The 14,244-nt window shown below is 37.8% G+C and carries 7 protein-coding genes and 1 CRISPR repeat array (1 of these 8 only partly in view); of the genes, 1 reads left to right on the top strand and 6 read right to left on the bottom strand.

Going from position 1 to position 14,244, the window contains the following annotated elements:
• Nucleotides 1–6,963: direct repeats of the CRISPR family, unit length 37 nt; unit sequence GTTTCAGTCCCCTTACGGGGAAAAAAGGGTTTCTGAC; it reaches 2,090 nt to the left of the window's first position.
• Nucleotides 6,964–7,216: 253 nt separating this feature from the next.
• Together cas2 and cas1 are read right to left on the bottom strand one after the other, a co-directional pair.
• Nucleotides 7,217–7,507, bottom strand: coding sequence for a CRISPR-associated endonuclease Cas2 (cas2, locus tag IGQ45_05330; GenBank protein ID MBF2056644.1), 291 nt, complete (start codon nt 7,505–7,507; stop codon nt 7,217–7,219).
• Entirely contained in the window at nt 7,504–8,511 is a 1,008-nt protein-coding gene (gene cas1, locus IGQ45_05325) for a CRISPR-associated endonuclease Cas1 (GenBank protein ID MBF2056643.1), read from the bottom strand. Before cas1 ends, cas2 begins: the two co-directional genes overlap by 4 nt.
• Nucleotides 8,512–8,627: 116 nt before the next feature.
• On the opposite strand from cas1, the gene IGQ45_05320 reads away from it, so the two are divergent.
• Nucleotides 8,628–8,942, top strand: a complete 315-nt coding sequence (locus tag IGQ45_05320) for a hypothetical protein (protein ID MBF2056642.1) — start codon at nt 8,628–8,630, stop codon at nt 8,940–8,942.
• A 1-nt stretch (nt 8,943) separates the two neighbouring features.
• Here the strand turns inward: IGQ45_05320 and IGQ45_05315 are convergent, their stop codons facing one another.
• From IGQ45_05315 to IGQ45_05300, 4 genes are all read right to left on the bottom strand, one after another.
• A complete protein-coding gene (locus IGQ45_05315; protein ID MBF2056641.1) occupies nt 8,944–10,170 on the bottom strand; it encodes a TIGR02221 family CRISPR-associated protein in 1,227 nt (408 codons plus the stop codon).
• Nucleotides 10,171–10,259: 89 nt separating this feature from the next.
• Nucleotides 10,260–11,189, bottom strand: coding sequence for a putative CRISPR-associated protein (locus IGQ45_05310; GenBank protein ID MBF2056640.1), 930 nt, complete (start codon nt 11,187–11,189; stop codon nt 10,260–10,262).
• A gap of 8 nt (nt 11,190–11,197) precedes the next feature.
• Nucleotides 11,198–11,761 (bottom strand): Uma2 family endonuclease, encoded by a 564-nt coding sequence (locus tag IGQ45_05305; protein ID MBF2056639.1) that lies wholly within the window; start codon nt 11,759–11,761, stop codon nt 11,198–11,200.
• Nucleotides 11,762–11,877: 116 nt separating this feature from the next.
• Nucleotides 11,878–14,220, bottom strand: coding sequence for a TIGR03986 family CRISPR-associated RAMP protein (locus IGQ45_05300; GenBank protein ID MBF2056638.1), 2,343 nt, complete (start codon nt 14,218–14,220; stop codon nt 11,878–11,880).
• Between the last annotated feature and the right edge of the window lie 24 nt (nt 14,221–14,244).

The following is a 14,244-nucleotide window of genomic DNA, read 5'->3' as shown; positions in this document are numbered from 1 at the left end:
TTTCTGACAGCTCGTGCAAAAGTACGTAAAGTCTATTCCGACAAGCGTTTCAGTCCCCTTACGGGGAAAAAAGGGTTTCTGACACCCCAAGCAGAGAAATACTTTTTTTATACAGTAGGTTATCTTAAGTTTCAGTCCCCTTACGGGGAAAAAAGGGTTTCTGACCTTAGACACTAATACATATTATGCTCAATGTAATACGTTTCAGTCCCCTTACGGGGAAAAAAGGGTTTCTGACTATCAACTAGTTGCATAACTCTATGTGTGGGTAATGTATCGTTTCAGTCCCCTTACGGGGAAAAAAGGGTTTCTGACCAAATATCATCGGGAACCCTAAAAGAGATGGTTGACAGTATTGTTTCAGTCCCCTTACGGGGAAAAAAGGGTTTCTGACCTAGGAACTATATATGAAATAGGTGTATGGACAAATAGTGTTTCAGTCCCCTTACGGGGAAAAAAGGGTTTCTGACCTCCATGTTGTGCAATTCAGCTTCCATAGATACATTGTTCTCAGTGTTTCAGTCCCCTTACGGGGAAAAAAGGGTTTCTGACACTCTAAGGGCAGAGTACCTATCGTAGTACCTTACCTGTTTCAGTCCCCTTACGGGGAAAAAAGGGTTTCTGACGTACCTTAACAATGCTAGAGAATATAGCCACTCAAATAAAACCCGTTTCAGTCCCCTTACGGGGAAAAAAGGGTTTCTGACCAAAAAATTCGTATAGTCTTCTGGGCTATAGCTATCAGGGTTTCAGTCCCCTTACGGGGAAAAAAGGGTTTCTGACATCAAAAGTTAGTTTACTGTTAGGTATTGTTAATTCATTTTCGTTTCAGTCCCCTTACGGGGAAAAAAGGGTTTCTGACTAAGGAGCTGTTAGATGTCTTCAAAACAGAATTGCCTAACCGTTGTTTCAGTCCCCTTACGGGGAAAAAAGGGTTTCTGACCTGTTCTAATAATTCAAAAGGAGTTAACATAATGACATTTAGTTTCAGTCCCCTTACGGGGAAAAAAGGGTTTCTGACGGATATAACTTTGAGTTCTGTTTAACCAGTTACAACAGCGAAGAGTTTCAGTCCCCTTACGGGGAAAAAAGGGTTTCTGACCTTATCGGAGCCTTCAGATCTTTTCACTTTGCTCCAATCAATAGTTTCAGTCCCCTTACGGGGAAAAAAGGGTTTCTGACCAGTCACTTTAGTAACACCAAAAGCAGTAAATGGAGTTTCAGTCCCCTTACGGGGAAAAAAGGGTTTCTGACCAGCACAGACAGCAGGTGCATGGGGGCTTGGATTAGCAGGTTTAGTTTCAGTCCCCTTACGGGGAAAAAAGGGTTTCTGACTTGCATGGTCTGAAGGGCATTCTTCAGGCTCAGTAACGTTCTTAAAGTTTCAGTCCCCTTACGGGGAAAAAAGGGTTTCTGACGTATCATTGCCAATACACAGAAAGATGATATTTCGTGTTTCAGTCCCCTTACGGGGAAAAAAGGGTTTCTGACATAGATAGCACTACACACACTAACTAGGATAAAGAACTATGGTTTCAGTCCCCTTACGGGGAAAAAAGGGTTTCTGACCGCTTCAGGTCACCTTTGACTTGAAGAAAGTCGACTAGTTTCAGTCCCCTTACGGGGAAAAAAGGGTTTCTGACCACCGCCCCGGTATGACGAACCGCACATCCACCGTCCGCACTCTGCTGCGTTTCAGTCCCCTTACGGGGAAAAAAGGGTTTCTGACTGGGCAAGTCCAGCAGTTTGCTGGGTGCTGAGAGCGGTTTCAGTCCCCTTACGGGGAAAAAAGGGTTTCTGACTTCTTCAGGGGACGAAGCGAGACGTAGCTATACAGAGAAGTTAGGTTTCAGTCCCCTTACGGGGAAAAAAGGGTTTCTGACCTTAGAAACAGAAGATATGCAATGCCTTATGGAAAACGATGGTTTCAGTCCCCTTACGGGGAAAAAAGGGTTTCTGACCTATTAGTGACGCTAGTTTTCCATTACATAAGGTTACAGTTTCAGTCCCCTTACGGGGAAAAAAGGGTTTCTGACCTCCTACCATAGACAGGCATATTAGCCCAAGTTCCATAAGTTTCAGTCCCCTTACGGGGAAAAAAGGGTTTCTGACCTTATAATATTGTTTATAATATTGTTTTGCTTTTTTATATTTTTCTGCAGTTTCAGTCCCCTTACGGGGAAAAAAGGGTTTCTGACTGACGTTTAACTTCAGTAAGATGAGTAACTTTAAATTCTGGAAAACATTTGTTTCAGTCCCCTTACGGGGAAAAAAGGGTTTCTGACGCTAAACAAAAGGCATTTGCAGCGGCGGAGATTAAAGTTTCAGTCCCCTTACGGGGAAAAAAGGGTTTCTGACAAAACGGTAAACTGTTTTTTTTGAGACGTAAAACAAATAGTTTCAGTCCCCTTACGGGGAAAAAAGGGTTTCTGACTCCAACGAGGTAGATCATAGTCATTATCAAAGTAGTAATTTTGTTTCAGTCCCCTTACGGGGAAAAAAGGGTTTCTGACTCCACACAAAACCAGAAATCTATGGTAGAATCAATTTATCACCGTTTCAGTCCCCTTACGGGGAAAAAAGGGTTTCTGACAGCCAACGACATTAGGGCAAGAATCCTTGGTGTTTCGGGTTTCAGTCCCCTTACGGGGAAAAAAGGGTTTCTGACAAAAGTATGGTCTTGGGTTAAAAATAAAAGTTTGGCAGGGATCGTTTCAGTCCCCTTACGGGGAAAAAAGGGTTTCTGACTTTGGTCACTGAAGTCCATTGCCCCACAACTCATACCTAGTTTCAGTCCCCTTACGGGGAAAAAAGGGTTTCTGACAATCATGAAAAAACAGATCGTGACGAGGTAATCGTCACGTTTCAGTCCCCTTACGGGGAAAAAAGGGTTTCTGACTAAGGGTACGTTATTTCTTAGATATAAAGATACTATTAATGTTTCAGTCCCCTTACGGGGAAAAAAGGGTTTCTGACAGTAACATACAAAAATATCAATTCTATTGCGGACGTTGTTTCAGTCCCCTTACGGGGAAAAAAGGGTTTCTGACAGATGCATGGCAAGAGGTATTACAAGATACTCTTTTAGGTTTCAGTCCCCTTACGGGGAAAAAAGGGTTTCTGACCAGCTAATTCTTTTAGAGTGTATTGAAACACTTTATAAAAAAGAAGTTTCAGTCCCCTTACGGGGAAAAAAGGGTTTCTGACATCTATGTCCATATTTTATATTTAATTAGTTTTATATTGAATCAATGTTTCAGTCCCCTTACGGGGAAAAAAGGGTTTCTGACAAGTCCGCTACTACTTTAGCAATAGTTTCAGTAACTTCACCGAGTTTCAGTCCCCTTACGGGGAAAAAAGGGTTTCTGACAAGTCTTTTAGTAAACAGTATCTGATATAAGCTAAACCATCTTTGTGTTTCAGTCCCCTTACGGGGAAAAAAGGGTTTCTGACAAGAAACGGTGGTTATAAAACAACCACCTACACTAATTTAGTTTCAGTCCCCTTACGGGGAAAAAAGGGTTTCTGACCTGAGAGATTGATCTGCATGATAGGAGGGGCGATCTCAGTTTCAGTCCCCTTACGGGGAAAAAAGGGTTTCTGACTTAAGAGTGTTAGCCCGTGCATACGATATTAAAGGTTTCAGTCCCCTTACGGGGAAAAAAGGGTTTCTGACTACGGAGGAGGAAGTAAAAGCTGAGTTCTTTACGCTAGGGTTTCAGTCCCCTTACGGGGAAAAAAGGGTTTCTGACGCTGGATAACCTAAACTAATAACCCATTCAGAAGCCATGTTTCAGTCCCCTTACGGGGAAAAAAGGGTTTCTGACTCCAGTTGTATCTAGTAAAAGACTTGAAGGTTCAAATACCAACAGAGTTTCAGTCCCCTTACGGGGAAAAAAGGGTTTCTGACAGGAATCTGTAGCGGTCTTTGTGGACACCTTATTTCGTTTCAGTCCCCTTACGGGGAAAAAAGGGTTTCTGACTAGATGTTGTTATGTTGGTGTTTAAAGGAGGTATAAACAATGAGTGTTTCAGTCCCCTTACGGGGAAAAAAGGGTTTCTGACAGCTCTTCTACGTTTAAACTGTTCTAGTTTTTCAGCGTGAGTTTCAGTCCCCTTACGGGGAAAAAAGGGTTTCTGACTTACTTTTATATACCTCAGATACTTCGCTGCTGATTGTCCATTGTGTTTCAGTCCCCTTACGGGGAAAAAAGGGTTTCTGACTATGAAGGTGAAGAAGAAGCGGTTTATAGTCGAGTTAATGAGTTTCAGTCCCCTTACGGGGAAAAAAGGGTTTCTGACAAGGCTTGGTCTATATTACAATTTTTTAATAGTCAACATGATGTTTCAGTCCCCTTACGGGGAAAAAAGGGTTTCTGACATTTATTTTTATCTAATAATCGTATTGTAAAGAATATTGTGTTTCAGTCCCCTTACGGGGAAAAAAGGGTTTCTGACCATCCCACTTAAAAAGATTAAGAGAAGAAAGACAACATACAAAAGAGTTTCAGTCCCCTTACGGGGAAAAAAGGGTTTCTGACAAATGCGGTTTTGACTGCCGCATATTCCCTAATGGGCATGTTTCAGTCCCCTTACGGGGAAAAAAGGGTTTCTGACGGAGACAAACAAAAGGAAATTGTAAAAGTTCTCAAACAGTTTCAGTCCCCTTACGGGGAAAAAAGGGTTTCTGACGCTAAATCGACCGTACTGTAATATTTATCAATAGCTTGTTGTTTCAGTCCCCTTACGGGGAAAAAAGGGTTTCTGACTTTTTTTGACGAATGTTATGCGTATTGGCAGTCTCTTGTTTCAGTCCCCTTACGGGGAAAAAAGGGTTTCTGACTAGGAGTAGATAAGATTGTATTATCTGCAGAAGTAAATGTTTCAGTCCCCTTACGGGGAAAAAAGGGTTTCTGACTTCACCTAAATAAAGTCTGGTGTCATGCCAGTAAGCATAACCGTGTTTCAGTCCCCTTACGGGGAAAAAAGGGTTTCTGACGTTGTACTGCAAAAAGATAATCAGGGTGGTAATAAGTAAAAGTTTCAGTCCCCTTACGGGGAAAAAAGGGTTTCTGACCTGACTTCATTCTTTTATTCAATACTTCTTTCTCCACTATTATGTTTCAGGTTTCAGTCCCCTTACGGGGAAAAAAGGGTTTCTGACACCCCAATACTTTAGGGTCTGGGTATTGTGAGGAACCCTGATTGTCCAGGTTTCAGTCCCCTTACGGGGAAAAAAGGGTTTCTGACGTAAAAGCACAAGGTAAAGAAACGACTAAAGCAGTTAAGTTTCAGTCCCCTTACGGGGAAAAAAGGGTTTCTGACGCCTAATTTACAAGCACTAGTAGATTTAGCTAACTTCACTAAAGGTTTCAGTCCCCTTACGGGGAAAAAAGGGTTTCTGACCTTCTAAGAAATCTTTAAAAACTTTAATTACCCAACTTTGTTTCAGTCCCCTTACGGGGAAAAAAGGGTTTCTGACAATAAACTTTCTAAGCTTATTGGCAAATGTAGCAAAGTAGTTTCAGTCCCCTTACGGGGAAAAAAGGGTTTCTGACTCTTTTCTGGATGATTATCTTGGATGAATCAGGTTCGAATGTTTCAGTCCCCTTACGGGGAAAAAAGGGTTTCTGACGTTACTTTTAATCTATACAGATTAGAAGAAAATACTGAGTTTCAGTCCCCTTACGGGGAAAAAAGGGTTTCTGACTAGTAGAGTCTAATAGTTCTTCAATAATGTCACGTTTCAGTCCCCTTACGGGGAAAAAAGGGTTTCTGACAGCTATACCTTTAGACACGTATAATCCAACTAAAGCTCCTGTCCATGCGTTTCAGTCCCCTTACGGGGAAAAAAGGGTTTCTGACTATTTTGTAATTAAGTACAAAAGTAGGGTCTCCTTTTCCTGGTTGTGTTTCAGTCCCCTTACGGGGAAAAAAGGGTTTCTGACAGAGTATTTTAAATACTTACTTTAGTGTACCTTTTACCGAGTTTCAGTCCCCTTACGGGGAAAAAAGGGTTTCTGACACTATAGCCCGTAGGGTTTAGTGGGGGAGTATGTCAAGTTTCAGTCCCCTTACGGGGAAAAAAGGGTTTCTGACATGCTGACCTTATGACTGAAGCCCTCACTAATCCACCCGAATTAGGTTTCAGTCCCCTTACGGGGAAAAAAGGGTTTCTGACTATGTTAGGAAATTCTACTGCTACAGAAGGTTGTGGTAGTTTCAGTCCCCTTACGGGGAAAAAAGGGTTTCTGACTAAATTAGATTCCACCAGACGTGAGGTTCTATCAATCCTCCGTGTTTCAGTCCCCTTACGGGGAAAAAAGGGTTTCTGACAATGTAGAAAAGCATTTAATCTAAAGAACAGATTTGGCTATAAGTTTCAGTCCCCTTACGGGGAAAAAAGGGTTTCTGACTTATCTAAATCTTTTGGTTGAGACTGAGGAATAGACTTATCCTCAAGTTTCAGTCCCCTTACGGGGAAAAAAGGGTTTCTGACCTTTTAAAATGCAAACAGAAAGAGAAGAAAGAGTAGTGGAAGAAAGTTTCAGTCCCCTTACGGGGAAAAAAGGGTTTCTGACGCGTTTAACCACAACACCTGCAGGTCTGTAATCTCTCCAGGTTTCAGTCCCCTTACGGGGAAAAAAGGGTTTCTGACTTATCGGTAATAATTTATTTGTTACCTTTAAGGAAAGGAAGGAGTTTCAGTCCCCTTACGGGGAAAAAAGGGTTTCTGACATGTCGAGTTAGCTCTCGCGATGGGTGCAGCCACAGACGTTTCAGTCCCCTTACGGGGAAAAAAGGGTTTCTGACAGAAATAATTTTTTTAGTAATTTATTTTAGGAGAAGTTTCAGTCCCCTTACGGGGAAAAAAGGGTTTCTGACATAGATGTTTCTATTTTTGATTCTGTACTCACATCCAGATAGTTTCAGTCCCCTTACGGGGAAAAAAGGGTTTCTGACCCTAGTGCTCGTCACTATTACTATAGCACATTTTCAAAGCGGATTTGCGAGAAATTAAAAATATTGGCTTTACATCTCTTAACATTTTTTGGGTGAATAAAAAAAAAGAGCGTTTTTGGGGAAATTCACTAAAATACGATGATAATTGGGTGAATGTCGGCAAAAAAATAATTCATCTGGTTTTTACTTACTCTAGCTCACTAAATATGTTATTTGCTTACAGCGACAAACTCAAACTAATTTTCACATTTATTCACAAAATGAGGTAATCAGGAGATTCATAGGGGGGGTCATCTTTCACGCCGTAGATTTTCGTTTTCTGCTTCGCTAAAGCATCAAGAGGATAAATTCTCAGGCTATCTTCCTGTAAATTCAATACTTTTAACCACTTAGAAGATAAAAAAAACTCTAACTTTTTGGTGTCTAAGGGACATTCAAACACGGAATATTGTACTCTCACGCATTGTTGTTCGAGTAATTTTGCCAGTTGAGTGCGCCTTTTGTCATCGCGCACGTCATAACAAATTAGCCACAGTTTAATCATTTGATAAAAAAAGGTTCATAGTCTAAACTAGATTCTAAGAGACATCGAGCCAACATCCGAGATTGTTCTAAAAATATCTGATTTAATTTCAATTTCCGATTTTGGGCAGGATATAATAAAGGTTGGTTTAGTCTTTCTTCCAATTCTCGCAAGAGTAGTTTTTTAGCGGTGATTCCTAGCCAAATTCCTTCTCCGTCTGGGGATGGTTGAAAGTCGGCGATGTCTAAAACTTGAGATTGAATCAAAGAAATAACCGCATAATCCACTAAAACAGGTCTAAATTCTTCCATTAAATCTAAAACTAAGTTAGGGCGATACGGTTGAATGGAGTGCAAAAAGCCTAAATATGGGTCTAAACCAGCTTTGACACACACTGCAAAAATTCTCGCCAGTAACACCCCATAACCCCAACTCAGCAAGGCATTGATGGGGTCTTTTGGAGGGCGCCTGTTTCTCCCTGTAAATTGCCAATGGGAGGGAAAAAAATAGGTTAAGGCTTGATAATAAGACCTCGCAGAAATTCCTTCAATCCCCATCAGTTCATTTTGATCTAACAAAGTAATAGTATTTTTTAGTTGCAGTTGATAGACATTCATGGTGTCGATGGATTCTGACAACTGAGTTATTTTGCCTTTAGTCGCCCGATTTTTGATCTGCAGTAACGCGCGCTGATTCCGAATTTTGCCATAAGCAAATTTCTTAGCAAAACCAAGACCGAAAGAAGTTTCAATGGTGCGATATTGTGCTAAACGAATCAGGGGATTTGGCGGAAAACTCCCCTGCAAGCGCCCTCTAAACTGCCCATCCTGTCGTAAAAAAATAGCTTCAATGCCTTGGTCTAATAAAATAGAAATTACTACATCAGTTAATTGTACTCCCGGCAAAATTACAACCAACTCTAATTCACTTAGACGACAAGTATAAGTTTGATTTTTTTTGATAGTAAATGTTTGATTTTTGTAGTGTACTTTTGTACCTGGTTCTGTTAAGTATAAAACTGTCATTTGTTTATTTATTGTTGTCAAGAACACAATAGATTAATTGAAAAAGTTTTATTATAAAATAGTTATTTGCTTATACTTATAAAAGTAAAGTCACTTAATGATTATGAGGTATTTTTATGAATAGTTCGTTGGTTAAAATCTTAATTCGTTTTCGTAGTGTTATTGTGGCTTTTCTTAACGCTCTTATTACTTGGGTTATTTTAATAATTGCTCCTTTAGGTCTATTTACGGTAATTATTTGTACCATAGCGGTTTTTTTGAGCAGTGTAATTTTTGCTTTTATAGGTGATTTTTTCTTGTTTATAATGCTTAAACAAGGGGGGTTTAATGGCATAAAAGGTATGAGAGAAAATCAAAGATTTGTTGATTCTCAATTACCGTCTGTCAACCCCCCTGAATCTATTAGAAGAAGAAATGATGATTACTTTTAGCTTATTCAGTTAAATTAAGTTGAGGAAATAAATCTGACAAAATTTCTGGTAATTCTTGGGCGTATTGGTGCAAAGTTTTACTAGAAAATTGCTCTGTATTCATCTGACAATGAGCAATATTGTTTCTATTTCTACCTAATTGTGACCAAGTATCATCTAATTGTTTTACATTGGTAACATGACAAGATATTTGTTGTTCATAAATTTTAATTCTCTCTGGGTTATTACCACTAATACTATTTAGTTGAGTTTCGATATTTTTACGAGCTTCTTTGTTTAAATAATCATTATTTTCTAAAATAGCTAAGGTGGTAACTAACCATTCTCTTGCTAGTAAAATTGCCTGAGTTCCCAAACCTTTTTCGGTGTACCACTTAATTAATAAATAGTGTTTCTTTATAACCAAGTTGGCTTCAGCTTTGCTGGATTTTTCTAAAGCAAATTGTGCATAATCTTGTTCAATTTTATCAATAATTAATTCAAATGGTTTGGCAAAAATTCCTATTTCTTTTCTAATTTCTTCACTGGAAAATTTTTCTAATTTGTGGGCTGATTCTAATAATTCTACTGGTCTAATAAATTGGATATTTTCAGAAATATTACTGATAGCAGTACCAAAGTTTCTTAGTTTTACGGGTTTAAATTCTTCTGTTTGTGCTTTTCCTGATTTGAAAAAATCAACTTGAATATCTTCTAATAGTTGTCCTAATTTTTGGGATGATCCAGTATTAATAAATGTATCGGTGGCAGTTAACCAGTCTAATAATTTAATGGCAGGGGTTAAATCAAAGATGGGCGCTTGATTTTTTTCTTGATTATATTGTCCATAATAAACTCCTTTTATGGTCACATTTCGGGCTTTTTCAAGGAAAGCGGAAGCAAGTAAAACAATTACAGGAATTGAACGAAAAGCGTGGGTAATATCAAAGATAATTTCACTATTTTCTGGCACTGATTCCACTACTTTATCAAATAATTGCCAGATGTCATCTTCTTCTGTGCCTGATTTTATATCAACATAAGATAAATTAAATTTATTATCAATTTTATTCCGTAGTTTATCGCCATGAGTATTGTTCGCTTCTTTGGTGATAAAAACTTTGATTTCTTCTACTTGAAAAAAATTAGCTATGGCATCGGCTACATATTCAGTTTGATAGGCTTTATTTTGCCATGTATAAGAGGTTAATTTATAATCACCAGTGCCGAGAAAACTTAGTAATATCATAATAAATGTCTATGTATTAAGTAGTTAATATTAATTTGATTAAAATAGCAAAATAATCAAGATATTATTTCAAAAAGATTTAACTATAGTTAGAATAAATGTCCTAAACGTTCTCTTAATTCTCTGATTGCTTCTTCTAAGTGTTTTTCTGTATAACCTGTAGTTTCAATGGATACACCTATTCTATTATCTTCGTCTTGATATAGATGAAGCCAAAAAATATAACGTTGATCTTTTGTTTTATAGTTAGATAATTTAATGTTATTATACGGTGCAGAAAAGGCTTTTTCATCATAATAAATTTTCTCAATCCAAGGAATTTCTGAGAGAATTTTTTGAGCTTTTTTCCATGTACTAGCTCGATGATGTGATTTGCCTTGTTGAAGGTTAAAAATATCTTTTCTATCTTTAGTTGAATGGGGTAATTCTGCTTTATAGTTGACATAACTAACTTTACCATTAACAGATAAAAAAGGCAGGTAAACTAAACTTTTATACTGTTCATGAATATAACAAACAGGCACTTGATAAGTGTTTCCAGCGAGTGCCATAATCATAGATTGTGCTTTAAATCCTCCTGTGGCTGCCAACGTTACATTTCCTTGAGCATTTTCAATTAATTCAGCTAATAAATCAGCCATTTTTTCTAAGACACTACCATTAACATCTATGTCATAATTAACCTCTGGTATTTCTCTGATTTTGATATTTTTTTGACCTAATTCTGTGAAAAATAGTTTTAAAATTTCAGCGCACTCCACCCCTGCTTTAGTGGCTGAATGTAACATGATAATTTCATCTTTAAATTGTAAATTAAGATGTAAAAATGTATTAGTTTCAGCACTAATTAACTCGAAGGGAGTTTGTTTCATCCATGTGATAGCTTCTTTGGTATTATGAATTATACTTTTATCTACCTGAGTATCTTTATAGTGCCAAGGGCGCTTTTTTTCGGGGGGTAAATTATAATCTTTATTAGTTCTTAAAGATGTCCCCACAGTCATAATGAGAGTTTCCATAATGATAATTAAATAAAGTTTAAATAGTTAAATATTTCTTGAGGGCAGATTTGCCAACTAGACAGAGAAGATATTACTGTTAGTGAATCTTGATTTTCTTTTATTTGAGGTTGTTGATTAGGTAAAAAAATCATAATAATTCTTTCTTGAGGATCAATTAACCACCCTAATTGACTACCATGATTAAGGGCAAATAAAATATTATCAATTACTCGAATAGAACTTTGTTGAGGTGACAAAATTTCAATGATCCAATCAGGAGCAATTTCAATATTATTAATAATTTCTCCTTGTTCATCTTTTGGTATTTTTTCCCAGTCTATTACACTTATATCAGGTACGATAGATCGATTGCCAAAACTGCAACGAAGTTCGGTAAAAGCAAAACATTTTTTATCTTTTAAACCCTGTTGGTTAATGACACTTGTTAAGCAAGTTTGGAGGGCGCTGTGCTTTCCTTTTGGCATTGGTTTTTCATGAATATAACCGTTAATAAATTCTTTAATCGGTTTTGTTTCTGGTAGTTGTAAAAAGTTAATTAAACTGATTACTTTTTCTGCTTGAGTAAACATAATTTTCTTAATTATTTACTATTTTAAAAAGTCGGTAGAAAATTTTTTCCCGTCACCCCATCCCCTCTCAACCCCTCCTAGCCTCCCCTTACGAAGGGGAGGAAAGAAGAAAGTTTTTAACTAGGATTTCTGGGTAAACCGCCATCATTTGCTAACATAGGCAAGGCAACTTTTGAACCGCTTGTGCGCTCATTTTCCACAAACCATTCAAATATTTTGACATCTGTACTAGGTTTGGTTTTTTTTCGGGGATAGTGAGTGGGTAATTTATCGCTATAGCCTTGAGTGGCTACCAATAAGGCTTTGATAAAGGATACCTCCTCAAACTGTTTCCCGTAGGATGCCGTTACTGCTTGTTTAAATTCCCCAATAGATGCTTCTTTTACTTTAACGTCTGGTTTGTTAACAGGTAAAAGACTACTATAGTATTCTTTCCAGTTTTCTCCTTTTCTCAAGTCGGTTTTATCCCAATCGATAGTTAGTTTTGCACTACCAAAGCCGAAGGGTTTGCCACCGCCAAAAAGATGATAATGTTTTTCAGGTAAGTCTAAGATGAATAGCAATGCGCCTAATTCTACGGTGGAAAGGTTAGTTATATCGATGTTAAAGGTAAATTCGGTATTCGGTTTAACCCACCCCAGAATCGAGCGATTTTGATCGTCTCTTTCGCTACCCGGTCTATAATATTCTTGATAATGTTTATTATTATCTTGTTGTATTCGATCTTGATTGGCTTTATCCCAGTGATTTTCGGGTAAGTTTTGATGGGGATATACTTTTCTTCCTCTTAAACTTTGGTCAGTATTATTATAGCTTTTAGCTTTATCACTACCCTTATCTAAGGGATTACCTTGTTTATCTTTGGCTTGGTAGAAGCGCGCTTGGGATGGTTGGGGTTGTCCTAATATATTTAATGGTAAGCCTTGATTACCGAATTTTTCAATACAGTTATCAGTGATGCAAGTTAAGGCATTGATACGCAAATTACCTTTGTATGAGCCTTTGCCTTTTTGCTTTACCCAGCCAAATACTCGATCCGCAGGGGATAGTTGTTCCATTTTTTCAGCAGGTTTCAAGCTATTGTCAAGTAAAGACACAGGAGAAAAGTCATATAAACCTCTAGTAATCATGACAGGATAAAGATTCAAAATTTGATAGTTGCTACCATTTTTGCGAACATGGGCATAACATAAAGTACCATCACTCAAATCTCTCTCCGCTTCTCCTCCTTTAACATGACGTGACCATCTTGCATTTTGTAAGGCTGGAGGTGACTGCATTCCTTTATCAATTTCTGCTTTATGAATATCTTGATAGTTACTAATTAATTCCTTCCATTTTTTTCTTAATTCCTCATTAAGAGGTATAGAAATAGGGGTTTCAGTATCAAAGAAAACTCTTTCGTCATGCTTATTATCGATATTTTTGTTAGTGATGCAAATATAGCCTTCTACTTGTTCCATAATACCAGTTGATTTATGAGAGTTTGAACTATGCCCTTGATTCGGTTGATTTCCTAAATTTTGTCCATGTGGTGCGATTTTTCTCACTTTCCAATAAGAAAACATCCGGTTATTATTACGAAGATTTATTTTTTCATACTTTTCTAACCAAGCAACAACTCTGTCACCATGATTCGGTAATTCATTATCTCTGTATTTCTGAGCATGATTACTAATATTAGGATTATTTCTGTTGTATCTTTCTAACCATGCCGCATACATTGCACCCTGTGGTTTGCCGTCATTGCCAATATCTGAGGTGCCACAGTATAAACAAATATTACCGTTTTCGATTCTAGCTGGTACAAGTTGTAAGCCAATAGAAGGAGGCATTCGATAGGCTAGTCTATCTTCGTGTTTTTCAAAGATACCATAACGGGAATTTGTGACCATTTCATAAGCAGTGCGGAGGGCGCCCTTCACTGAGGTAATAGGTAATAATGGTTTACCATCAGCGCCAACTCTGAGGGGATAGGTTTTATGTCCATTATCTTCGGTGGCGTTACCTGCATCGGGAATTAATAGGGGGGTTTTCGTGGTGAGTTTTACTGTTATATTGCCACTCCAATAATTTTCATGATATTTACCATGACCCATAGGAAGGCGATCGTCTAATTCTGAGTTATCATGATTGCGGGGGGGAGTAGGGATAAAGTTATAGGGGTTGCGGAAGTCTCCAGTTACTTTTATTGAAGATGTTGTGACTTTTGCCTTAGGTTGAGCTGAGATTTCCCAAGATTTACCTTTTTCTCGGATTTTTTGAGGTTGCCCATTTACTTCTTCTAATTCAACTATAAGCCCTTGAAGTTGTTCAATATTTTTTTGTCTTTTCTCACTTAACTCAACCGATAGTTGAAGCAGTGGTACTGCCAATTTTACAAGATTTCCTTTGAGATTAGTAAACTCTACTTGCAAATTTTTTCTCCTGCCTACTAATATTAATGTTCCTTCTGTCATTGCTTTTCTTTTAATTTACTAAGA

The sequence above is a fragment of the Cyanobacterium sp. T60_A2020_053 genome (assembly GCA_015272165.1).
In the GTDB taxonomy this organism is placed as follows: Bacteria; Cyanobacteriota; Cyanobacteriia; order Cyanobacteriales; family Cyanobacteriaceae; genus Cyanobacterium.
This window is presented reverse-complemented; position numbering and strand designations above follow the sequence as displayed.

Bases quoted from the DNA above. Each gene is read 5' to 3' on its own strand.
- cas2 (MBF2056644.1), bottom strand. From the start codon at position 7,507: ATGATTAAACTGTGGCTAATTTGTTATGACGTGCGCGATGACAAAAGG.
- IGQ45_05315 (MBF2056641.1), bottom strand. From the start codon at position 10,170: ATGATATTACTAAGTTTTCTCGGCACTGGTGATTATAAATTAACCTCT.
- IGQ45_05300 (MBF2056638.1), bottom strand. From the start codon at position 14,220: ATGACAGAAGGAACATTAATATTAGTAGGCAGGAGAAAAAATTTGCAA.
- cas1 (MBF2056643.1), bottom strand. From the start codon at position 8,511: ATGACAGTTTTATACTTAACAGAACCAGGTACAAAAGTACACTACAAA.
- IGQ45_05320 (MBF2056642.1), top strand. From the start codon at position 8,628: ATGAATAGTTCGTTGGTTAAAATCTTAATTCGTTTTCGTAGTGTTATT.
- IGQ45_05310 (MBF2056640.1), bottom strand. From the start codon at position 11,189: ATGGAAACTCTCATTATGACTGTGGGGACATCTTTAAGAACTAATAAA.
- IGQ45_05305 (MBF2056639.1), bottom strand. From the start codon at position 11,761: ATGTTTACTCAAGCAGAAAAAGTAATCAGTTTAATTAACTTTTTACAA.